This window comes from Aeromicrobium sp. Leaf245 (assembly GCF_942548115.1).
Classification (GTDB): domain Bacteria; phylum Actinomycetota; class Actinomycetes; order Propionibacteriales; family Nocardioidaceae; genus Aeromicrobium.
Genome location: NZ_OW824151.1, coordinates 3,014,890 through 3,037,134 on the forward strand (window position 1 = coordinate 3,014,890; position 22,245 = coordinate 3,037,134).

23 protein-coding genes are annotated in these 22,245 nt (G+C 71.4%); 8 read left to right on the plus strand and 15 right to left on the minus strand.

Translation table 11 applies throughout. From position 1 onward, the window contains the following. Positions 1-128 precede the first annotated feature (128 nt). The 11 genes from NBW76_RS14745 to NBW76_RS14795 all read right to left on the minus strand — a co-directional run bounded on the left by NBW76_RS14745 (position 129) and on the right by NBW76_RS14795 (position 8,663). Positions 129-371, minus strand: a complete 243-nt coding sequence (locus tag NBW76_RS14745) for a hypothetical protein (RefSeq protein ID WP_056552320.1) — start codon at positions 369-371, stop codon at positions 129-131. After that, the gene (locus tag NBW76_RS14750; RefSeq protein ID WP_156364650.1) at positions 368-1,000 is read right to left on the minus strand and encodes a hypothetical protein; all 633 of its coding nucleotides are present in this window, start codon (positions 998-1,000) and stop codon (positions 368-370) included. Before NBW76_RS14750 ends, NBW76_RS14745 begins: the two co-directional genes overlap by 4 nt. 11 nt (positions 1,001-1,011) lie before the next feature. Next, the gene (locus NBW76_RS14755; RefSeq protein ID WP_056552335.1) at positions 1,012-1,431 is read right to left on the minus strand and encodes a helix-turn-helix domain-containing protein; all 420 of its coding nucleotides are present in this window, start codon (positions 1,429-1,431) and stop codon (positions 1,012-1,014) included. A gap of 187 nt (positions 1,432-1,618) precedes the next feature. Further along, complete coding sequence (locus NBW76_RS14760) at positions 1,619-1,945, minus strand: hypothetical protein (protein WP_156364651.1); 327 nt, start codon at positions 1,943-1,945, stop codon at positions 1,619-1,621. Positions 1,946-2,063: 118 nt separating this feature from the next. Further along, positions 2,064-3,137, minus strand: a complete 1,074-nt coding sequence (locus NBW76_RS14765; RefSeq protein WP_200932643.1) for an AAA family ATPase — start codon at positions 3,135-3,137, stop codon at positions 2,064-2,066. Then, positions 3,134-3,352: a hypothetical protein gene (locus NBW76_RS14770; protein WP_056552348.1), complete on the minus strand. Its 219-nt coding sequence runs from the start codon at positions 3,350-3,352 to the stop codon at positions 3,134-3,136. The genes NBW76_RS14765 and NBW76_RS14770 overlap by 4 nt, the downstream gene beginning before the upstream one ends. A 343-nt stretch (positions 3,353-3,695) precedes the next feature. Then, on the minus strand, positions 3,696-3,926 hold the full coding sequence (locus tag NBW76_RS14775) for a hypothetical protein (protein WP_056552350.1): 231 nt from the start codon (positions 3,924-3,926) through the stop codon (positions 3,696-3,698). Between the two features lie 379 nt (positions 3,927-4,305). After that, positions 4,306-5,634, minus strand: a complete 1,329-nt coding sequence (locus tag NBW76_RS14780; protein ID WP_235492883.1) for a recombinase family protein — start codon at positions 5,632-5,634, stop codon at positions 4,306-4,308. Further along, entirely contained in the window at positions 5,534-6,577 is a 1,044-nt protein-coding gene (locus tag NBW76_RS14785) for a type II secretion system F family protein (RefSeq protein WP_056552362.1), read from the minus strand. The genes NBW76_RS14780 and NBW76_RS14785 overlap by 101 nt, the downstream gene beginning before the upstream one ends. Continuing rightward, a complete protein-coding gene (locus tag NBW76_RS14790) occupies positions 6,574-7,425 on the minus strand; it encodes a type II secretion system F family protein (protein ID WP_056552365.1) in 852 nt (283 codons plus the stop codon). The genes NBW76_RS14785 and NBW76_RS14790 overlap by 4 nt, the downstream gene beginning before the upstream one ends. Further along, positions 7,413-8,663 (minus strand): CpaF family protein, encoded by a 1,251-nt coding sequence (locus NBW76_RS14795; protein ID WP_056552368.1) that lies wholly within the window; start codon positions 8,661-8,663, stop codon positions 7,413-7,415. The genes NBW76_RS14790 and NBW76_RS14795 overlap by 13 nt, the downstream gene beginning before the upstream one ends. Before the next feature lie 359 nt (positions 8,664-9,022). Between NBW76_RS14795 and NBW76_RS14800 the strand changes: the two genes are divergently transcribed. From NBW76_RS14800 to NBW76_RS14835, 8 genes are all read left to right on the plus strand, one after another. After that, positions 9,023-9,478 (plus strand): hypothetical protein, encoded by a 456-nt coding sequence (locus NBW76_RS14800; RefSeq protein ID WP_156364653.1) that lies wholly within the window; start codon positions 9,023-9,025, stop codon positions 9,476-9,478. A gap of 166 nt (positions 9,479-9,644) precedes the next feature. After that, positions 9,645-10,367 carry a response regulator transcription factor gene (locus NBW76_RS14805; protein ID WP_056552371.1) on the plus strand — a complete coding sequence of 241 codons (723 nt, stop codon included), beginning with the start codon at positions 9,645-9,647 and terminating at the stop codon, positions 10,365-10,367. A 22-nt stretch (positions 10,368-10,389) separates the two neighbouring features. Further along, entirely contained in the window at positions 10,390-11,829 is a 1,440-nt protein-coding gene (locus tag NBW76_RS14810; RefSeq protein ID WP_056552379.1) for a cell wall metabolism sensor histidine kinase WalK, read from the plus strand. A 77-nt stretch (positions 11,830-11,906) separates the two neighbouring features. Beyond that, positions 11,907-14,063 (plus strand): glycosyltransferase family 39 protein, encoded by a 2,157-nt coding sequence (locus NBW76_RS14815; RefSeq protein ID WP_200932644.1) that lies wholly within the window; start codon positions 11,907-11,909, stop codon positions 14,061-14,063. Next, positions 14,060-15,289 (plus strand): bifunctional glycosyltransferase family 2/GtrA family protein, encoded by a 1,230-nt coding sequence (locus tag NBW76_RS14820; RefSeq protein WP_056552383.1) that lies wholly within the window; start codon positions 14,060-14,062, stop codon positions 15,287-15,289. Before NBW76_RS14815 ends, NBW76_RS14820 begins: the two co-directional genes overlap by 4 nt. Before the next feature lie 61 nt (positions 15,290-15,350). Next, positions 15,351-17,099 carry a TPM domain-containing protein gene (locus NBW76_RS14825; protein WP_056552386.1) on the plus strand — a complete coding sequence of 583 codons (1,749 nt, stop codon included), beginning with the start codon at positions 15,351-15,353 and terminating at the stop codon, positions 17,097-17,099. Between the two features lie 74 nt (positions 17,100-17,173). Beyond that, entirely contained in the window at positions 17,174-17,950 is a 777-nt protein-coding gene (locus NBW76_RS14830; RefSeq protein ID WP_055968848.1) for a PspA/IM30 family protein, read from the plus strand. Between the two features lie 24 nt (positions 17,951-17,974). Continuing rightward, a complete protein-coding gene (locus NBW76_RS14835) occupies positions 17,975-18,460 on the plus strand; it encodes a DUF2505 domain-containing protein (RefSeq protein ID WP_055968850.1) in 486 nt (161 codons plus the stop codon). A 90-nt stretch (positions 18,461-18,550) separates the two neighbouring features. Here the strand turns inward: NBW76_RS14835 and NBW76_RS14840 are convergent, their stop codons facing one another. Genes NBW76_RS14840 through NBW76_RS14855 form a run of 4 tightly spaced genes read right to left on the minus strand, consistent with a single transcriptional unit; the run spans position 18,551 to position 22,191 of the window. Beyond that, a complete protein-coding gene (locus tag NBW76_RS14840) occupies positions 18,551-18,862 on the minus strand; it encodes a hypothetical protein (RefSeq protein ID WP_055968853.1) in 312 nt (103 codons plus the stop codon). 1 nt (position 18,863) lies between these two features. After that, positions 18,864-20,264 carry a wax ester/triacylglycerol synthase family O-acyltransferase gene (locus NBW76_RS14845; protein ID WP_055968855.1) on the minus strand — a complete coding sequence of 467 codons (1,401 nt, stop codon included), beginning with the start codon at positions 20,262-20,264 and terminating at the stop codon, positions 18,864-18,866. A 38-nt stretch (positions 20,265-20,302) separates the two neighbouring features. Continuing rightward, complete coding sequence (locus NBW76_RS14850) at positions 20,303-21,523, minus strand: hypothetical protein (RefSeq protein WP_056552389.1); 1,221 nt, start codon at positions 21,521-21,523, stop codon at positions 20,303-20,305. Next, the gene (locus NBW76_RS14855) at positions 21,520-22,191 is read right to left on the minus strand and encodes a hypothetical protein (RefSeq protein ID WP_156364654.1); all 672 of its coding nucleotides are present in this window, start codon (positions 22,189-22,191) and stop codon (positions 21,520-21,522) included. Before NBW76_RS14855 ends, NBW76_RS14850 begins: the two co-directional genes overlap by 4 nt. Positions 22,192-22,245: the final 54 nt, after the last annotated feature.

The window sequence follows — 22,245 nt, forward strand, 5'->3', positions numbered from 1 at the left end:
CTTGCCCCCCATTCGCTTTTTCCACACGCCTGAGGATCCAAGCTCTGTGTGTGTGAAAGGCCGTATGCGTCGAGACTGCCTGCCGTTGCAGGGACCGGGGGCCTCCCCCTGGGTCATCGATCGAGCCATCAGTCGAAGTACCTCTCGTCTCGGAACTCATGACCCATCAGCTCGCTCGCGAACTTGCGCCGCTCGTGGTCGGGGCGCCGCGTCTGCTCTGCACCACGACCTTCGCGCGATGCGCGGTTACCTCCGGCCAGGTCTGCGGGCCGGTCGGTCTTGCCCTGGCCGTCGGCGAGCGGTGGCAACACCGACTCTCGTCCGAGCAGGCGGTCGGCGAACTCGCGCGCCGCAGCGTCCGCGCTGCTCATCGGTAAGCCGGCTCGGTGAGTGCCTGGATCTGGTAGCTGGTCATGCCGCTCAGCCGTCCGCCCCTCAGTCCGGAGAGGGCGAAGGCAGTTCGCATGGAGCCTCGGCGCGGAGAATGCTCGGCCGCCCAGAGTCGCTCGAGTCCTGCCTGGTGCTCGGGTCGGGCCGAGAGGTAGCGGTTCACGGTCTCCTTGTCCCCTGCCTGCACCGCCCACTCCAGGACGGCACGAGCGAGGACCTCGTCACCGGAGCGCAGCGCCCGGTCAAGGAGGTTCCTCTTGTCCTCCACCGAGTCGCTGGCGTCCACGCGGTCACCCGCATCACGCCGTGAGATCGCCAGGCTGGCCGGGTCACCGTCGAGGTCCTTCACACCGAAGATCGTCGAAGCGTCGTCATGGTCTACGACGGTGACTCGTGAGGCGAGGTCGCTGAGCTTCTCGTTTACCTCGTCCATGACGCCGAGGTAGTAGGTCGCCTGCCGGCGCTGCTTCGCCTCGTCGTTCAGGTCGGGGTCATCCTCGATCGACTTGTACGCCGCGCTGGTGCGGTCGTGCATCCCCTCGAGGATCTCCACGACCTCGTGCTCGCGACCTGCCTCGGTCAGGATCTTTGTCGCCTGCTCTCGATCCATCTTCTGTCCCTTCATCCCGCTCGCGCGGCTCGGTACTGCTCGAAGTCCTCTCGGCTGACCTGGAACCTGTTGCCCTCTTGCTGGGTGGCCCGCAGGCGGCCGGCGCGGATCGCGTTCCGTACCGCCTGCGGGGTGAGTCCCAACCGCTGAGCAACCTGTCCAGTTGTCATCCACTGCTCCGAGCATCCGGCGACTTTGCGCTCGCTGTCGTCCTCGCTTTGCGTTGGCGCAAAGTCCGGTGCTGGTGACCAGCTCATCGCCACGATGCGGACGGCCTCGAGCACCGCCGACGCCTCGGGATCGATGCCGCGGGTCCGCACCCGGAGGGCTGAGATGTCCGTCCCCCGTTCGAGCAAGGCAGCGATACGAGCCGGCACCATCACCATCGGCTCGCTGGCCTTGAGGATGTAGGACCTTCGCGAAGTGCTCACGAGACCACCCCCAGCCGACCTAGGCTGTGCGAGTGATGCGACAGATCGGACCGACCGAGATCCTGCTGGTGCTGATACTCCTTGTGCCCGTCTTCCTGGTCGGCGGCGTGTACTTGCTCTCGCGTGTCTGGCACCGAGGTCGCCGTGATTCGGAGCGCGCTGCTCAGCGTCGTCACTAGATCGCACCTCACGAGGCACCACCCCGCGCCAGCAGGTCGCGCGTGTGTCGACCTCTCGTCGCCGGGATGCGCGCAGCCCACACGCCACCGTCCTCCGGCCACTCGTCGATGTAGGCGCGACAGTCACGAAGTGCCGGGCAGGTCGTGCAGGCCCGTGCCGCAGCCTCCTGCACCTCGACGTCCTCGCTGAGCCACCACGCACTCAGCTTCGGGTTCACGCACGGGACCGATCGGCCTGATTCTTCGTGCGTGAAAATCTGCTGCATCAGATCGGCGAGAGCCTCCTGACGGGTGCTCTTAACTTCACCGGGACGGGGGACGAGGTTGCCCTCCACCGAATGCCCCTTCTGCACCCCTGGTCCTCGTCCCTCCTTAAGGGGAGGGACGAGGGACGAGGGTGGTGCAGCCTCGTCCGGGACGAGCCGGGACGAGCCGGGGACGAGGGGACGAGAGTCAGTCATTCGACTCACCACCCCACGGCTTGAGCAACTCGTGCGGAGTGCTGTCCGTGACGTACTTCTCGACCTGGAGCAGGAGCCTGGCCTGGCGGATCGTCGTGGCCTTGCCCTTCACGAGAGCCTCGATCTTGGCGGCCGACAGTGGCCCGTGCTCCTCGAGCACCCTGCAGATCTCCGCCATAAGGGCGGTCGGCCTGAATGGCTCGTTGACCCGAGCTTCGGGAGGCGCGATCTCGACCTCGAGGAAACCCTCTGCGTGGCTGGTCAACCGCAGATCGGCGAACCAGACGAGCCCTTCCTTGCCGGGCAAGCCATGCTTGCGGAGCTGGCCCGGCCGGTCCTTCGCCAAGCGGACGGACGTGACGCCTGTCAGCCCCACGCCAAACGGCTTCCTGTTCTCCAGGACGAAGGCGGCGCCGTCGAGACCGTTGAGCTTGTGCACACCTCCCATGGCGTAGCGGCCTCGGTTCTCGCTGGACTTCACGACGTGATCGAGGCACACGACGGCCGGGCCGGCCTCGGCGATCGCGCGCGGGAGCATCCGCCCGAACGCAGCGACGTCCTTGTTGTTGAGCGGGTCCATCCCGTGCAGGGTCATGGCTTCCGTGACGCCGTCGAGCACGCACAGTGTTGGCTTGAACTCGCTCAGGACCGAGCGGAGATCGTCGTGATTGATCCCTCCGCCGAGCGCCTCGTGCGGCCGCAGGTAGTGGAACTGAGCGGCGATGACCTTCGGGGCGATCTGGAGTGCGAGGAGCCGACGGACCAGCGTGCCCTCGTCGTCCTCGAAGTCCAAGTAGAGGACGTGGCGCCCGGCTGTCAGCTCATCGATGCACGCCGAGAGCGCCAGCCACGTCTTGCCGGCCTCGGACTCACTCGCGATCGTGTGACTCTTGCCAGGATAAAACAGCCCCACACCGTCGCTCCGGCGTCCCACGGCGGCCTCAGGCGGCTCCCAGGACCCATCGAGCACGGCGCTGAGGTCCACGGGCTGCCATGGCCTTCGATCCGTCTGATCAACGAGCTCAGGCACGGCGGCGAGCGCGTCGGCAGCGCCCCAGTCATTCATGCCGCACCGCCGAACTCGTCGTAGCTGACCTCGTACCCCTCGAGCTCGGCCAGCGCGATGACGTCAGAGCCGCGACGGACCCCAGTCATCCACGCCTGATAGGTGCGGTTCCAGAGCGGCTTGCCGCCCACGGCGTAGATCAACTCCCTGGACTTGTAGCCAGTGATGAAGACCGTGTCCTTGCCGACCAGTCGTCGGACCGTGAGGCGCTTCATGCGGCCACCGCCCTCGGGTCTGCCAAGCGCGCCCGGATCTCCCAGTCGGACCAGCCCTGACGCCGCAGTTGCGCCGCGTAGTCCCGCAACTCATCGGCGGTCATGCCCCAAGAGTTCGGCTGGATTGGGTCGGGGCGCACGAACGAGTCGAAGAACTGCTGCCGGCGTCGAGCACGCCGCTGCTCGTGACGACGTGCCTTTCGCGGGTCGCACGCAGCCCGCTGCCTAATCCGAGCGAGAACATCGTCCTCAGCCCTAAGATCGAGGTAGTCGTCAGCCTGGCCGTTGCTCGACTCCGGCGCCTCGTGGTTCGTACCCGCGAGGCGCCTTCTCTGTGAGTAGGTCATGCGGCGTCACCGCCGCTCAGCAGGACGGCCAGACGCTGGCGCTGCTCAACAGAGAGCGGCGGCGCAGCATCTACTGCAACTCGGATGTAGTCAGCCAAGCGCTCGGCGCGGATCTCAGCGTCGAGCCGCGCGGCCTCGGCCTCGTTGCCGAGTCGAACAGCGACTCCCTTGCGGGCGCGCAGCTTCCGCCGCTTCTCGGACAACTGCCCGGAAACAACAATGGACATGAGGAACCTTCCAGTTCCGCATGCCCAGGCGATTCTCTACGGGTTGACCCGAGGGGCGAGGCCGTCACTACGACGACAAGTCAAAGTTACCCCGACTGCTTGTCTCCGGGGTCCGCGACACGCACATCGATGTCCGTCGGGCGACCGCGGGATTCGGATGATCGAAGTGCGGACTCGATCTGGTCATACGAGAGCGCGGCCTTTAGGTGAAGACGCTGCCGACCTGTCTTGACGAGCACCTGGATCAATCGCCCAGGCGGGGGGATGTCGCACTTCCGGCATCTGGTGAACCAGAAGTCCTCACCTTCAGACGTGTTCTCTCGCGTCGCCACACCCAAGACGCGCCGGCACTTCGTGCATCGAACGCGGACCGAGGGGGTCATGACTTCCATCCAATCTGGACCTGCGTTGGCGCGAACCGCTGCCCCGCCCCGGACGGCAGAACAGTCACCTTCATCAGCGCGTCGATCACTGCCCGCTTGCGGTCGAGCGACTGCGCCTCCCACCGAGCCCTGACGCCAAGCCCTACGAGCTCGGCGTACTCCGGCGACGGGCTCGCCGCGATGATCCGTGCCTCAGCCTCCGCGAGCTTCGGTCTGAGTCGTGCCGTACCGCGCTCGAGCTGCGACCCGGTGATCAGCCCATCGGCGAACTGATCCGCTAGCAGATCCAGGCGAGCTTCAATCGCGAGCTTCTCGCTCGTCGCTTGAGTCATCGCGTCGGAGTCACCCGCGAACAGGTCGGCCGCATCCGGTCGTTCGAGGCGGGCGATCACCACACCCTCAACGACCTCGTCGACCGCATCTGCCTTGCGCCGAACCCGGTAACAGTTCTGGCAGGCGTAGGACCGCGGCTGCTTCTTCTTGCCGTACTCATGCGCGGCCGCGCCCCTGAGCCGCTCGCCACAGTTGCCGCAGATCGCGATGCCACTGAGGAGGTGCTTCACTCCCCCGTTGTTGCCGGTCCGACGTCGAGGGTCTCGGAGCAGTGCGACGAGCCGATCGAATGAGTCGTCGTCGACGATGGCCGGCCAGTTGCCCTTGCCGATGACCTGCTTCTGATGGACGCGGCGACCCGCGTTCCTCTCGCGGAGGAGCACCTGTCGAAGAGTGGTGCCGGACCATGGCTTGCCCGATGGCGACATCGACCCCGTCTCGTTCAGCGCCGACGCCACCGCCCGCAGCGGCTCGCCGGCCAGAATGCGCTTGGTGGCGGTCTGGATCACCGCCGCCTGCTCGGGGTGGAGCATCTCGGTGTACCCACGGACCGTGCCGGTCTCATCGATCACCGGCTCACGGACGTAGCCGAAGGCAACCTTGCCGTGTGAAAGTCCGCTCTCCGCGCGCTCGAGAAACTTCCGCTTGAGCCGCCGCGAGGACTGCTCGACCTCGTGTCGAGCGACGCTGCCCTTGATGCGGGCCGTGAGTTGTCCCTGTGGCGTTCCGAGGTCGACCTCTCCTCCGACCGATGCGAGCGCAACACCGTGCGCTTCGGCCAGATCGATGAGTGTCTCGAGCTCGGCTGGCGTGCGGGTCAGCCGGTCGATGTCCCAGACGACGAGGGCCGAGACCTTGTCCCGCGTGATGTCACTGAGCAGTCGCTCGTACTCAGGACGACGCCGTCCGGTGCTCGCACTGACGTCGTTGTCGACGTAGGTCTCGGCGGTGGTCCAGCCGCGATCTGTCGCCAGCCGAGTGCAGTCTTCGATCTGTCGCGCGACACCAAGCGCGCTTCCGTCGTCCGATGAGATTCGGGCGTAGATCACAGCGGAAGTTTCTCGGTTCACATAGACAATGGTAGTACCCCGGATGCATGATGTGCGGGACCATCATCAGGATCTCCTTGCGGCCGCCGGCCTCCATCAGGTCGCGACGGGCGGTCTCGCGCACGTCGGCAGCCTGGGCGTGCAGCACGTCGACGAGCGGGGTGCCGCGGTCGACCGCGACGGCGAGCCCCTCGGCGAACCGGGCGATGCTCGCCACGCCCGTTCGGGCCGCGAGGGCGTCGAACGCCGCGGGCACGGTCCGCCCGGTCCGTACGTCGGCCAGGACGGTGCCGAGCTCGTCGGCCAGACCACCCCTCAGGACCTGGAGCACCCGCTCCAGCCCGGCCACCGGACTCTCCCCCGCAGCGACCGCCAGGGCGAGGAGGTCGGCCACGACGGGGAACTCCTCGGCCAGCCGGGCCTCGTGACGCTTGACCTGCGACGAGAGACAGGTGTCCCGCCCGAGGACGCCCGCGACGAAGCCGGTGACGCACACGACCATCAGGACCAGGGGCGACCCGCCGTAGGTGGTCCACACGACGGTGCAGATCACCGACGCCACACCGAACCCGAGAGCACCCCAGACGAGCTGCTGGATGCGGAGCTCCTCGACCCCGTAGGGCGACCCGAGCCGCGTCAACCGTCGCTCGACGCCGGAGGCACCACCGGTCACCCGGCCGACCACGTCGCCGACCGAGCGCAGGAGCGGCCCGTAGACGGCACCCACGGTGCTGGTCGAGCGGGCCGACGTCGGCAGGACGTCGCCGAGGTAGGGGTCGATCCGCATCATCGGGGTGGGGTGCCGGACACGCCGCCAGGACGTGAGCACCAGGAGCAGACCGCTCGCGAGGACGGCACCGAGGACCGCTCCGACGACGGGGCTCATGCGAGGACCCGCCGCTCCTGCGGAAGCCGACCGATCCACAGCATCAGCCGGAAGGCGACCACGCACACGACCGCGCCCACGGTCAGGACCACGGCCCCGGTGGCGGTGGCGTACCTGGCGACCACGTCCGGCTGCAGGCTGAGCGCCGCGAGGACCACCCAGGGGGCACCGACCGCGAGGCGTGCGGCGTTCACGGTCCAGGACTGGCGCGCCTCGAGCTCACCGCGGGTCCGAGCCTCCTCGCGCAGGAAACCGGAGAGGGCGCGAAGCATGCGTCCCAGGTCTCCTCCGCCGACGTCGCGCGCGAGACGCAGCGCCTCGACCACGCGATCGCCGGTCGGGTCGGCGAGGCGCACCTTCAGGCGGTCGAGGGCCGCGTCGAACCGTCCGGTGGACTGGTAGTCGCGCCCGAAACGCACGAACGGCTCCCGCAGCCCCTCCGGGCCCCGCTCCCCCAGCTGCACCACCGCCTCGGGGAGCGAGAGTCCGGCGCGCACCGCGGAGGCGAGATTGTCGACGGCGTCGGGCCACAGGTCGGCGTGCTCCCGTGCACGCCGACGTGCGCGACCCCGCAACGTCGCCACGGGGAGCAGCGCCGCCAGCGCGCCGAAGACGAGACCGACGACCAGGACCCGCGACACGATCGTCATCACGAGACCGGCCACGAGGAACGACCCGCCGCACAGCCCGAACAGACCGGCCGGCGTCACCTCGGAGAGCCCGGCGGCGTCGAGCAGCTCGCGCAGCGAGCGGGTCGACCGACCCCGAGGTCGCGGGTGCGGGTCGGCCAGCGCCCACAGCACGAGCACGAGGCCCAGCCCCAGGACCAGTCCGATCAGGGCGCCCATCCGGAGTCCTCCTCGGGCACCAGGACGTCGTCGAGATCGATGCCGACGCGCTCGAACGCGTCGCGCCGAGCCGGTCGACCGTGGCCGCGCCGCAGCGTGCCTCCTTCGCGCTTGAAGACCGTCTCGGTCTCGATGAGACCGTTCTCGACCCTCCCGGTGACCGCCGCGACCTCCTGCACGGCTCGCCTGCCCGCGTGGTCGATGGAGGTGTGGACGACGAGGTCGACGGAGGTCGCGACGGTCGGCACCACGAAGTCGCTCGTGATGTTCGCCCCGGCGAGCAGCGGGAGCGTGCAGAGCTTGGTGAGCGCCTGACGGGCCGAGCTCGCGTGCACGCTGGCCATCCCGGGGAGACCGGCGTTGAGGGCGAGCAGCATGTCGAGACACTCGGCGGAGCGGACCTCGCCCACCACGATGCGACTCGGGCGCATGCGAAGCGCCTCCTTGACCAGCATCCGCAGATCCACCTCGCCGGTCCCCTCGAGGCCGGCCTGGCGGGACTGGAGCGCGACCCAGTCGGGGTGGCGTCCGCACTGCAGCTCGAAGACCTCCTCGACCGTCAGCAGACGTTGCGACCCAGGGATCGCGGCGGCCAGGCAGTTCAACAGGGTCGTCTTCCCTGCCTGCGTCCCCCCGGACACGACGACGTTCAACCCCGCCACGACGCTTGCTCGCAGGAACCGTGCGGCCGTGGCGTCGATGGTCCGGAGGGTCACGAGGTCGTCCAGCGAGTGGGCCCGCGCGACGAACTTGCGAATGTTGACCGCACTGAACCCGCGCGAGATGCCCTCCAGGACCACGTGCAGGCGGTGACCTCCGGGCAGCATCGCGTCCACGAACGGCTGCGACACGTCGAGCCTGCGGCCGGACGACGACAGCATCCGCTCGACCAGCTCGCGCACCTGCGCAGCCGTGAGGATCACCGACGTCAGCTCGTGCTTGCCGTCGCGCGCGACGAACACCCGGTCCGGCTCGTTGATCCACACCTCCTCGACCGTCGGGTCGTCGAGGAACGCCTGCAACGGCCCGAACCCGGCCACGTCGGCGACGATGCCGCCCACGATCCGGTCGGGTTCGTCGAGGGAGCGCACCGCACCCGTCAGCGACCGCTTCTCGTGCTCGGCCACCACGTCGATCGCGAGCTGGCGCACCGCGTCGGCCTCGACCTGGGGATCGATGCGACGGCGGCGCACCTGCTCGCGGACCTCGTCCGCGAGCGTCGCCTGAACTGGATCCACCTCGACCCTTCCCCCGAAAAGTCCTGCAGTGCCGGAGAGTCTCCCAAAGAAGACCCCATCCGTGAAGGCCCTCGTACGCAGGGTGTGGACGGACGTCCGGACTCAGGTCGGTGGACGTCGGCGGCAGGCGTCCCGCTGTGTCGGGGAGGCGACCCAGAAGTCGCGCCCACCTTCGCGTGAGCCTCGAGCCACGCCGAGGCACCCTGAGAGCAAGAGGTCCTTCCAAGGACTAGCGGCGAAAGACCCGGGTCGCCTACCCTGTGTGGTGTCGGCCACGCGGAAATGGTCCTGAAGAACCAGGGACCATCGCCTCGTGACCTGCCAGCATCTTCATGGGAGTGGGGAGAAGTGGTTTCAACATGACGATCACACATGTGGCCGAGCGCCCGTCGAGCGACGACGCGTTCTCCCGTCATGCCTGCGTGCTCGAGCTGGTCGTCGGCGCCGCGCTCATCCCCGCGCGCGAGGGGCTGAGCCCCGTGCTCGAGCTCGTCGCCACCGCGGCCCGCGAGGACAGCCTCACCCCCGAGACCGCCTTCGACCTCGGTCAGCAGCTGCGCCTCGTCACCGGTGACGAACCGACCGACGACGACCTGGAGGGCCACCTGCTGCTGCGCGCCCTGCTGTCGGAGCTCATCGAGTACGCGAGCCTCGTCGAGGGCGTGCACGTCGACGACCTCGAGCCGCTCGTCGACCACCTCATCGCCGTCGGCGACCTCGCCGAGGCGCGCCGCACCATGCACCTCGCCGAGATCGCGCGTGCTCGCGTGCGCGCCCTCGAGGCCCCCGTGGCCGCCGACCTCGGCGCCGCCTGAGAGCAGCACGGAACCACCAGCACCCTCCGCCCACACCCAGGGCCGGAGGGTGTCTCCGTCTCGGCACGCCGAGCACTCGCCTCGCGGACCCGGCCGCACCAGCGCTCACAGGAACGTCACAGGTGACTCACGGACAGCCGACGGACAGCCCGGCCACACTGGAGACATGAACGCCTCCCTCACGCGCGCCGACGGCAGCCGGCTGCGGGTCCTCGTGGTCGACGACGAGCCCAACATCGCCGAGCTGCTCATGATGGCCCTGCGCTACGAGGGCTGGGAGGTGCGCACCGCTGGCACGGGCCGCACGGCTGTGAACGCCGCCCGTGAGTTCGGACCCGACGTGGTCGTCCTCGACTGGATGCTCCCCGACTTCGACGGCCTCGAGGTGCTGCGCCGCATCCGCCAGCGCGACGAGCACGTGCCCGTCCTCTTCCTCACCGCGCGCGACGCCGTGGAGGACCGCGTGGCCGGGCTGACCGCCGGCGGCGACGACTACGTGACCAAGCCGTTCAGCCTCGAGGAAGTCGTGGCCCGCGTGCGCGCGCTCGTGCGGCGCACCGGCGCCCGGGAGGCCCGTGCCGAGCACGTGGTGGTCGTCGGCGACCTGGTCCTCGACGAGGACAGCCGCGACGTGACCCGGGCCGGCACCGCGATCGAGCTCACCGCCACCGAGTTCGAGCTGCTGCGCTTCCTCATGCGCAACCCGCGCCGCGTGCTCAGCAAGGCGCAGATCCTCGACCGGGTCTGGAACTACGACTTCGGCGGGCAGGCCAACGTCGTCGAGCTCTACATCTCCTACCTGCGCAAGAAGATCGACGCCGGTCGCGAGCCCATGATCCACACCAAGCGTGGAGCAGGGTACGTGCTCAAGCCGGTCGAGCCCGCGTGAGCGAGAACGTGCGAGCGTCGCGATGAGCCTGACTCGACGACTCGTCCTCACCGTCGTGGCGCTCGTCGTCGCCGTCAGCCTGCTCGTCGCCGGTGCGGCGACCCTCGTCATGCGCGCCTACCTGACCGACCGCCTCGACGCCGAGCTCGCGCAGTCCACCGAACGCGCCCGGGTCCAGGCCGGCGGGAACCCGGTCGGCGACGGACCCGGTGGTCCGTTCGGCTCGCGCCCCCGGCCGAGCGCCCTGTGCGGCGAGCCCCCGCGGCCGTCCCTCGGCCAGTCCGCCCGCAGCCTCACCGCCGTCTACACCGACGACTGCCGAGCCGGTGTGCAGATCACCGAGAGCGCGGGGCTGCGTCCGCTCTCCAGCTCCGCCCTCGACGCGCTGGCCGACGTCGACCCCGACGACGAGCCCCTCACCGTCGACCTCCCCGGCCTCGGCTCCGTGCGCGTGGCCGCCACGACCACCGCCGACGGCACCGTCGTCGTCCAGGGCCTGCCGACCGGCGACCTCGACGAGACGCTCACCCGCCTGCTCTGGTGGGAGGCGCTGCTGACCGTGCTCGGCGCGGCGGCCGCCGGGCTCGTGGGCGTCGTCCTCGTGCGCCGCCAGCTCCGTCCCCTGCGCGAGGTCGCGGCCACCGCCCACGAGGTGACCACCCTCCCGCTCGACAGCGGCGTGGTGGGCCGCACCGTCCGCGTGCCCGAGAAGCTGACCGACCCCGGCAACGAGGTGGGCCAGGTGGGCGAGGCCCTCAACCGGCTGCTCACGCACGTGGAGCAGGCCCTCGACGCCCGGCACGAGAGCGAGCAGCAGGTCCGCCAGTTCCTCGCCGACGCCTCCCACGAGCTGAGGACGCCCCTCTCGACGATCCGCGGCTACGCCGAGCTGGGTCGGCGCACCGGGACCGACCAGCTGACCAAGGTGGAGTCCGAGGCCGCGCGCATGTCGACCCTCGTCGACGACATGCTGCTGCTAGCTCGGCTCGACTCCGGCCGCCCGCTGGAGCGCGAGCCCGTCGACCTGAGCCTCCTGCTCGCCGAGTCCGTGAGCGACGCCCGCGTGGTCGACGGTGGGCACACCTGGCGCCTCGAGCTCCCCGACGAGCCGATCGAGGTGCCCGGCGACGCACTCCGCCTGCACCAGGCCGTCACCAACCTGCTCGGCAACGCCTCCCGGCACACCCCACCCGGCACCGTGGTCACGGCACGGCTCCGCCTCCCCGACGCGGACCACGCCGTCGTCGAGGTGCACGACGACGGGCCCGGCATCGGACCCGACCTGCTGCCCGTGGTGTTCGAGCGCTTCACCCGCGGCGACTCGTCGCGCACCCGCGAGTCCGGCGGCGCCGGCCTGGGCACGTCCCTCGTCGCGGCCATCGCCGAGGCCCACGGCGGCACGGTCGCCGTCACCAGCGAGCCCGGCAGCACCACCTTCGGCATCACGCTCCCCCGGACCTGACGGCCCGCCGACACCTCACAGCAGCGGCACAGTCCGCCGAGGGCGCCACCCCAGGAGCGCCGTCGAGCATCGGCGACATGGACCAGACCGCCACGATGCCCGAAACCCACCAGACCCGCAGCACCCCCGACGCCGGCTCCTCCGACGCCGGCTCCTTCGACGGGCCCACGTCGAGGACGCCGGGGGTCCTCGCCCGAGCGTGGCGGGGCGACTCCGCCGACCACCCGGCGGCCCGACCGGCGCTGGTGCTGCTGCTCGTCGGCACCGCGGCGCTCTACCTCTGGGGCCTCGGCTCGTCCGGTTGGGCCAACTCCTTCTACTCGGCCGCCGCGCAGGCCGGGTCGGACTCGTGGAAGGCGATGTTCTTCGGCGCGTCCGACGCCGCCGGGTCCATCACCGTCGACAAGACCCCCCTGTCCATCTGGGTGATGGCTCTCTCGGTCCGGCTGTTCGGACTGTCCTCCTGGAGCATCCTGGTGCCGCAGGCCCTCATGGGGGTGGCCACCGTCGCGTTGCTGCACACGACGGTGCGCCGCACGACGGGCAACGCGTGGGCCGGGCTCGGTGCCGGGCTCGTGCTCGCCCTCACCCCGGTCGCCGTCCTGATGTTCCGGTTCAACAACCCCGACGCCCTGCTGGTGCTGCTCCTCGTCGGCGCGACGGCGGCGACCCTCCGTGCGCTCGAGGACCCCCGGCGTGCCGCGCGATGGCTGGCTCTCGGCGGGGCGCTCGTGGGCCTCGGCTTCCTGACCAAGATGCTCCAGGCGTTCCTCGTCCTCCCGGCGCTGGCCGGTGTCTACCTGCTGGCCGCCTCCGTCCCCCTGGCCCGCCGTCTGGTCCACCTGGTCGTCGCCTTCGCGGCCATGGTCGTGGCCGGCGGCTGGTGGGTCCTGGCGGTCGAGCTCTGGCCCGCCTCGAGCCGCCCCTGGATCGGCGGCTCGCAGGACAACTCGATCCTCGAGCTGACCCTCGGCTACAACGGTCTCGGTCGGTTGAACGGCAACGAGGTGGGGTCCGTCGGCGGCGGCGGGATGCCCGGAGGCGGCGGAGCCGGCTGGGGCGAGACCGGGCTGCTGCGCCTGTTCTCGAGCGAGATCGGCGGTCAGGTCGCGTGGCTGCTGCCGGCGGCGCTGCTCCTGCTGGTCGCGGCGCTCTGGCTCACCCTCCGCGCCGGTGAGGACCGTCGCACCCGTCCGGTCACGGCCGGGCTCGTCGTGTGGGGTCTCTGGCTCCTGGTCACGGGCCTGACGTTCAGCCTGATGGCCGGCATCTTCCATGCGTACTACACGGTGGCGCTCGCCCCGGCGATCGCCGCGATCCTGGGGATCGGCGGCCACGTGCTCTGGCAGCACCGGCACACCGTGACCGCGGCCGTCACCGCCGTGGCCGTGCTGCTGTCCACCGCGGCGATGGCGACGGTCCTGCTCGGACGCTCCGACGGCTTCCTGCCCTGGCTCGCGCCGCTCGTGGTCACGCTGGCCGGCGTCAGCGCGATCATGGTCGTGCTGCTGAAGTTCGTCCCCGCACGACTGCGTCGACGTGCCGGGCTCGCCGTCGCTCTCGCGAGCCTCGTCGCCCTGCTGGCCGGGCCCACGGCCTACGCCGTCGACACCGCGGGCAGCGCCCACACCGGGTCGATCCCGTCCGCCGGCCCCAGCACGGGCCGCGGCGGATTCGGCGCCGGCCCGGGAGGTGGACGCGGCCCCGGCGGTGGTCAGCCGCCGCAGCTGCAGGACGGCCGGACCGGCCAGGGACAGCCGCCCCAGGGCGCGGGACCGCAGGGGGCTCCGGGTGGGACCGGCACGGCCCCGGGCGGCGGAAACCAGGGCGGACCAGGAACCGGTGGCCTGCTCGACGGCTCCACGTCGTCGGAAGCCATCGACGCCCTCCTCACCCAGGACGCGGGGTCGTACACCTGGGTGGCCGCGGCGATCGGCTCGAACAGCGCCTCGGGCTACCAGCTCTCCACCGGGGAGCCGGTCATGGCGATCGGCGGTTTCAACGGCTCGGACCCCTCCCCCACCCTGGCGCAGTTCCAGCAGCTCGTCGCCGACGGCGAGGTCCACTGGTTCATCGGCGGAGGCGGAGCAGGTGGACGCGGGGCAGGTGGACGCGGCGGTCCCGGCGCGAGCGGCGGAACGAGCACCCAGATCCAGGCGTGGGTCGAGGAGACGTTCACCGCGACCACGGTCGACGGCACCACGCTCTACGACCTGTCGGGCGGGATCGCATGAGCGCGGCGCACCTCGCGGCCACGGCCGACACTTCGGGCTCGACCGTCCGCCGCACCGGGACCATCGACGTCGTCGTTCCCGTCCACAACGAGGAGCGAGCCCTGGTCGCGTCGGTCCTGACCGTCCTCGACCACCTGGCCACCCTGCCGTTCCCGTCTCGCGTCACGATCGCCGACAACGCCAGCACCGACCGCACCGCCGAGCTCGCCGACGCGCTCGCCGCGCAGCACGCGAGCGTCCGGGTGGTGAGGCTGGGCGAGAAGGGACGGGGCCGCGCGCTCAAGGCAGCCTGGTCGACGTCCGACGCCGACGTCCTCGTGTACATGGACGTCGACCTCTCGACCGACCTCAACGCCCTCCTGCCGCTCGTCGCACCCCTGCTGACCGGACACTCCGACCTCGCGATCGGGTCGCGGCTGGCCCGCAGCGCCAGGACGACCCGCGGCCCGCGGCGCGAGATCATCTCGCGCGGATACAACTACCTCCTGCGCGGCACCATGCGCGCCCGCTTCAGCGACGCCCAGTGCGGCTTCAAGGCGATCCGACGCGACGTGGCCGAGCGCCTGCTGCCCCTCGTCCACGACGACGCCTGGTTCTTCGACACCGAGCTGCTCGTCGTGGCCGAGCGGGCCGGGCTGCGCATCCACGAGGTGCCGGTCGACTGGGTCGACGACCCCGACAGCAGCGTCGACGTGGTCCGCACCGCGCTCGACGACCTGCGTGGGATGGCTCGCCTGGGCCTGGCGCTGGTGCGGGGGCAGGTGCCGGTGGCTCGGCTCGGCGAGGAGCTCGGTCGCGCCACGCGGCGCAGCGCCGGCGGTGGGGTGTCGGCGCAGCTGGTCGTGTTCGCCCTCGTGGGGGTGCTCTCGACGCTCGCGTACGCCGCGCTGTACCTCCTGCTCAGGTCGTCCCTCGGCGCCCAGGGGGCGAACATGGCGGCGCTGCTGGTCACCGCCGTCGCGAACACGGCCGCCAACCGACGCTTCACGTTCGGGGTTCGTGGTCGCGACCGGGCCGCCGTCCACCACCTGCAGGGGCTGGCGGTGCTCGCAGCTGGGGTCCTCGCGACGAGCGGCGCCCTCTGGACGCTCCACGACCTGGCCGGGACCGAGCACCGGGTGCTGGAGGTCGGGGTGCTCACCGCAGCCAACCTCGCGGTCACCGTCGCCCGGTTCGTCCTGATGCGGACCTGGATCTTCCGCACCGACGACCGGCAACCGGGTTGAGGCGGGCGCGCCGGGCCCGGCTGTTGTCCCGCGACCGCCCATCGGCCAAGATCGACACGTGATGTCACCCTCCGTCAGACGTGCCCTGGCCGTGACCGCGACGCTGCTCGCCCTGGCGATGGTGGGTGCGGGGCCGGCGGCGGCCGAGGACCCGATCGACGTCACGGGGAACATCACCGACCGCGCCGACGCCCTCGGCGGCGACACGGCCGAGGTCCAGACGGCGCTCGACGCCTACTACGAGCAGACCAACCGCCAGCTCTTCGTCGTCTACGTCAGCGACTTCGGCGGCCTCACCGGCTCGGAGTGGGCCGCGCAGACCGCCGAACGCTCGGGCCTCGGACGCGCCGACGTCCTCCTGGCGATCGCGCTCGACCAGCGCTCCTACGGCTACGACGCCGACGCCGAGGACTTCTCCGACGCCGACCTCGAGAAGGTCGACCGCGACTTCATCCTTCCCGCGCTGCGCCAGGACGACTGGGCGGGTGCGGCCGTCGGGGCGGCCGAGGGGCTCACCGAGGTGAGCCAGGACTCGGGCATCCCCTGGGGCTGGATCGTCGGCGGCGTGGGCCTCGCCGCTGCCGGCGGTGGCTACGCCATCCACCGCTCCCGTCGCCGGTACGACCACACCCACCCGGTGGTGGACGAGCACGGCCGACCGGTCGACCCCGCCAGCATCCTCACCGACGAGGAGCTCGAGGCGGCGGCGGCCAAGGCGCTCGTCGACGTCGACGACGCCCTCCAGTCCTCGGCCCAGGAGCTCGGCTTCGCCGAGGCGCAGTTCGGCACGACCGCCACCGCGGAGTTCCGCGCAGTGATCGAGGACGGTCGCTCCCGCGTCCGCGAGGCCTTCACCCTGCGTCAACGACTCGACGACGCCGAGCCCGAGACGGACGCCGAGCGCCGCACGCTCCACTCCCGGATCCTGCAGATCTGCGACGAGGTCGACGACGCCCTCGACGCCCAGGTGGAGCGCTTCGACGCCGTCCGCGACCTGCAGACGCGCGCTCCGGAGGCGGTGGCGGCGCTCCAGCCGGTCCTCGCCGCCACCGTCGAGCGGCTGCCCGCCTCCCGCGCCACGCTCGAGTCCCTGCAGTCCACGCACTCCGGCAGCGCGCTGGCCGCCGTGGCCGACAACGTCGTGCGGGCCGAGTCCCTGACGACCAAGGCCGCCGAGCAGGTCACCCTCGCCCAGGGCGCCCTCACGAGCGGTGACGCCGCGACCGCCGCCCTGCACCTGCGCACGGCCGAGGACGCCACCGCCCAGGCCACCGCCCTGCTCGACGCCATCGACACGGCCCGGACCGACCTCGAGACCATCCGCGACGACGCCGACGACCTGCTGGGACAGGTCGTGGCCACCGTCTCGGCGGTCACCACCTACGTCGAGACGCACCGCGGCGCGGTCGGCAGCACCGCCCGCACCCGGCTCTCCGAGGCTGCGCGCCTGCTCGACGAGGGACGGCTCGCCCTGACGGGTGACCCTGCCGGCGCCACCCGCACCCTCGAGCGCGCCGCGGCCCTCGTCAAGGAGGCCCAGTCGACGGCCGAGGCCGACGTGGCGGCGTGGCGATCGACCTCCGACCGCGACGACCTCTCCCTCGGCGGCATCCTCGGAGGGGGCGGCGGTGGCGGCGGTGGCCTGCCCCGACTGCCCGGTGGGTTCGGCGGCAGCTCCGGCCGGAGCCGCCGCCCCTCCCGCAGCAGCAGCTCCCGACGGAGCAGCTCCCGGAGCAGCAGCTCACGGCGCAGCAGCAGCCGACGCAGCGGCGGCGGACGTTCGCGGCGCAGCGGCGGCGGACGCTTCTGACATCCTGACCACCCACCCCGACACCAGCACCTCCCGACCCAGCACCCAGCACGCCGACCGGAAGAGAGAGCACCATGGCACAGAAGCAGTCCATCCTCGGACGCATCGCCCAGCTGACCCGCGCGAACGTCAACTCGATGCTGGACAAGGCCGAGGACCCCGAGAAGATGCTCGACCAGCTGGTCCGCGACTTCACCAACAGCATCGCCGAGGCCGAGGAGGCCGTGGCACAGACCATCGGCAACCTCAGGCTCGCCGAGGCCGACCACCGCGAGGACGTCGCGGCCGCCAAGGAGTGGGGCGGGAAGGCGATCGCCGCCTCCCAGAAGGCCGACGCCCTGCGCACGGCGGGCCAGACGGGCGAGGCCGACCGCTTCGACCAGCTCGCCAAGGTGGCGCTCGGCAAGCAGATCGGCTTCGAGAACGAGGCGAAGGCCGCCGCGCCCTCCATCGCGTCGCAGAACGAGACCGTCGAGAAGCTCAAGACCGGGCTCATCACCATGCGCACGCGTCTGGACGACCTGAAGACCCGCCGCGACCAGCTCGTGGCCCGCCAGAAGACGGCCGATGCGCAGTCGCAGGTGCAGCAGGCCGTCTCGTCCATCAACGTGCTCGACCCCACGAGCGAGCTCTCGCGCTTCGAGGAGAAGGTGCGCCGCGAGGAGGCACGGGTCGCCGGCCAGGCCGAGCTGGCCTCCTCCAGCCTGGACTCGCAGTTCGAGGAGCTCGAGGCCGACTCGACCGCCCTCGAGATCGAGGCGCGGCTGTCCGAGCTCAAGGGCCAGCTCGGGGCTGCCCCGGCCGGTCAGGTCGAGGCCGGCCAGGACGCCCCCGAACAGACCACGCCCTGATCCGAGACCTGCAAGGATGACGCCATGAAGTTCAACGAGACCTACTCCTACGGCGATGCCGACGTCGAGGCCGTGTTCGGCCTCATCTCCAGCCAGGAGTTCCGCACCGAGTCCGGTGAGGAGTCCGGCGCGAGCGACATCGACGTCGACGTCGACGAGTCCGGTGACGGCGTCACGATCACGATCGTGCGCACCCAGCCGGCCGAGATGCCCGACTTCGTCAAGAAGCTCACCGGCGACACCGTCAAGGTCAAGCAGACCGAGAAGTGGAGCGCTCCCGCCGCCGACGGCAGCCGCCGCGCCGACGTGAAGGTCAGCATCATCGGCCAGCCCGCGGAGATGCTCGGCACCGCGGTGCTCGAGTCCACGGGCGGCGGCACCGAGTTCACGGTCAACGGTGACGTCACGGTCAAGATCCCGTTCATCGGCAAGAAGATCGAGCCCGAGGTGGCCAAGGCCATCCGCGGCTCGCTGAAGAACGAGGTCGAGCTGGGCATGACCCGCCTCTGATCCAGCACCACGCGAAGGGCCCCGACCGGTCGGTCGGGGCCCTTCGTCGTGCCGCGCCGTGTCGTCCTGGCGCGGGGGCGTGCGGCGTGGTCAGCCGAGCAGGGAGAGCACGGCCTCGATCTCCTGCGGCGCGTACCAGGCGAGCTGACCGCTGCCGTCGGCGTCCACGTGGAGCGCCTCGACGTCCGACGCGGTGACGTCGGCCAGGGCCGTCGCGCCATCGATGTCCGTCGTCTCGACGTCGGCGACGACCACGACGGGGCCGTCCTCGGCCGCTGCGACGAGCGCCTCGTACTCGTGCTGCTCGTCCTCGGACTCCGCGGCCACCACCTCGCCGCCGAGCGCGCCACCGTCGCGCAGCCGGCGCAGGCCGTCGGCGTCGACGCCCACCCAGACCCGCACGTCAGACCCGTCGCGGCTTCTGGCGGCCGCGCGGGGCCCGCCCGCGCCGGGGTCCGACGGTCTCGACGAGCTCCTCCAGCGCCTCGCTGATGCACTGCCCCAGCACGTCGACGTCGGGCACGGCCTCACGGTCGGCGACGATGCCGAAGAACACGCGACCGTGGTACGACGTGACCGCGATCGACACGGCTCGATGGTCGATGAGCGGGATCGCCTGGTAGACCTCGGCCAGCTGCTCGCCCGCCATGTAGACGGGTTCCTGGGGGCCGGGGACGTTCGTGATCGTGATCTGGTGCCCGCGGGACGTCTCGGCGGCCGCGACGCGCGCGCCCACGGCGTGGAACGTCGACGTCGCGAACCCGGGCAGGCTCGCCAGCTGGTTGGCCGCCACGGCCGAGCCCGTCTCGCGGTGGTCCTTGAGGGCGTACGACACCTGGTGCAGGCGGACCACCGGGTTGGACTCGCCGACCGGCAGCGAGAGCAGGTGCCCGCGGACCTTGGACCCGAGCGACGTCGGCAGGCCGTCGTCGGCCACCACCGACATCGGCACCATGGCCCGGAAGCTGGTCTTGGCGGTGACCGGCTCGGCGCGGGTGAGCATCCACCCACGGATGCCACCCGTGATGGCCGCGAGGATGACGTCGTTCACGGTGCCGCCGTGCTGGTCGCGGACCCGGCGGTAGTCGTCCAGACAGGTGGAGAGCGTGGTGAACCGGCGGTGGCGGGACAGCTGCGCCGACAGCACGCCGCGCGTGGCGACCGGTCCGCCGCCCACGACCGGGAGGTGTCGCGCCACGCGACCGACGTTGAGCTCCGCGATCCGCAGCGCCTCGCCCGGATGACGCACGTTCCGCTCCAGCGTGGCCGAGACGGCGCCGAGCGGCCCGGGCGCGGAGCGCGGGTTCCAGTCCTCGTGAGGGATCTCGCGCACCCGGTCGGTCTCCTCGAGCAGCACCTGGGCGAGGTCGATCGTCTCCGACCCGTCGACGAGCGCCTGGTGGGCCTTGAACAGCAGCGCCACGCTGCCGTCCTCGAGGCCCTCGATGAGGTAGAGCTCCCACAGCGGACGGTCGAGGTCCAGCCTGCGGGCCACGAGCCGGCCGACCAGCTCGTGCAGCGCGTCGCGGGTCCCCGGACGTGGCAGGGCCGACCGCCGCACGTGAAGGGAGATGTCGAAGCCCTCGTCGTCGACCCACAGCGGGGTCCCCAGCGCCCCCGGAACCTTGCGCGGCACCTGGCGGTACCGCGGCACGATGTCGAGCCGCTCGTTGATGACACCGATCAGCCGGTCGTACGTCAACGCCCCGCCGGGCTCGAGGATCGCGAGCGACGCCACCTGGCGCGGGACGTCGGGACTGTCCTGGTTCAGGAACATCGCGTCCAGCGGACTCAGTCGCTGCATCTCACTCCTCACGGATCGCGACGAACCTACCACCGCCGTCACGGCGACACAGCGGTGTGCGTCACCCCCAGCACGTGCTGCGCGAGGTCGGAGACCGCGGCCACGAACGGCGAGCCGGAGGCCACCTCCCGCGCGGTGGCACCCCGGAGCGCGGCGGTGTCGAGGGTGGGGCCGTCCTGCGGCAGCAGGGCGACGGGCCGGGCGCCGGCCAGCCGGTGCACGGTGGAGGCCAGCTCCTCGGCACCCCAGCCGATGCCGGCGCGCACCTGGTTGAGCACGACGAGCGGGCGCACGACCCCGAGGTCGTCGAGGTCGTGCAGTCCCCTCACCAGACGCGTCAGGCCCACCGGGTCGGCCCGACCCACGGCGACGACGACGTCGGCGAGCTCGAGCAAGGCCGCCGTGGCCTGGTTGCGGCCCGCCCCGGCGACCCCCTCACCCGGCTCGAGGCAGAAGCCCACGTCGGCCACCACGACGTCGGTCGTGTCACGCAGCCGTTCGACCACGCGCTCGAGGGCGGCGCGTCGGACGTGGATCCACATGTCGGGCCTCGGGAGACCGGTGAGGACCGAGAGCGAGGGACGCAGGGCCTGGAGGTGCTCGCCCAGGTCCACGTCCCGGCCCTGGTTGGCCACGCGGCACGCGGCCATGAGGCCGGAGACCTCGTCGAGCAGTCCCAGCTGCTGCGCCTGGGCACCGCCGTAGGTGTCGGCGTCGACGAGCACGCACCGGGCGTCGTCGCGGCCCAGCTCGTCGGCGAGCGCCAGGGCGACCGCGCTGCGCCCCGGCGCGCCCGCGGGCCCCCACACCACCACCAGCGTGCCGCGTCGCCGCGAGGTGCTGCCGTCCGCGACGTCCGAAGGCCCGGCGGGCTCGACCGACGCAGGACCGGGTGCGAGGTCCTTGCCCGTGGCGGTCGCGGACACCTCGACGGCACGGACGGCGTCGAGGACGGCCGAGCCCGGGCCCACCACGTCGATGCCCAGGGCCTCGGCGCGATCCGTCGGTCCGAGCCCGACCAGGGTGACCCCCGCCGCCCGCACCGCTCGGACCGCCTCGAGGTCGAGGCCGGGGACGGACAGGTCGACCGCGGCCACCGAGACCCCACCCGCCTGAGCCACCGCGATCAGCTCCGCGACGTCGACGCACCGTCGCACGAGCACGAGGTCACGGGCCGACTCCAGCTCCCGCACGGCGTCGACCTCCCACCCCGCACCGGCGGCCGCGAGGACGACCCGACGGTGGGGCCTGCCGCTCATGCGCGACGCACGATCGTCACGTGGCGAGCGGTGAGGGCCGCGACGATCTCGCCGTCGAGGTCGAGCCCGGCCACGTCGACCAGCACGGTGCGCGTGCCACCGGCGCCGACGACGGCACCGTTCCTGACCACGGGAACGTCGGTGAGTGCGAGCGCGGCCTCGCCCGCCTCGGCACCGTCCTCGGGCGACGGTCCGACCCACACGTCGACTCGGTCGCCGCTGCGCAGGTCGTCGGGCGCTGCGCCGAGCCGCACGGAGAGCGGCAGCTCGGTCGCACCTCCGGCGCCGTCGCGGGCCATCGCGGACCGCTCCACGAGCGCGCCGCCGCGTCCAGCGCGCGCCCACCTGAGGGACGCGAGGTCGGCAGGCAGCTCCTGGTCGGTGCGCAGGAAGGCGCCGGCGGCGCGCTCACCGAGACGCGCGCGCGACTCGACGAGGTCGGACCGCTCGACCGGGTCTCCGGCGGCGACGTCGCGACTCAACGCCCAGTAGGGCTCCGTGTCGTCGCCCGCTGCCACGACGTAGGCACCCAGCACGGTCGCGCCGAGCACGAGCAGCACGCCCAGCACCAGCCGAGGATCGCTCCACGGCTGCTGACGCACGCGCGCCGCTGCGCCCGTCCGTCCGGTCGTCCCGCCGCTCGATCGTGGCCCCCGCCAGTTCGCCATGGGCATGTTTGTACTGGGCGACGGCGTGGGCGTCCAGCCCTCGCTGTGGAGAAC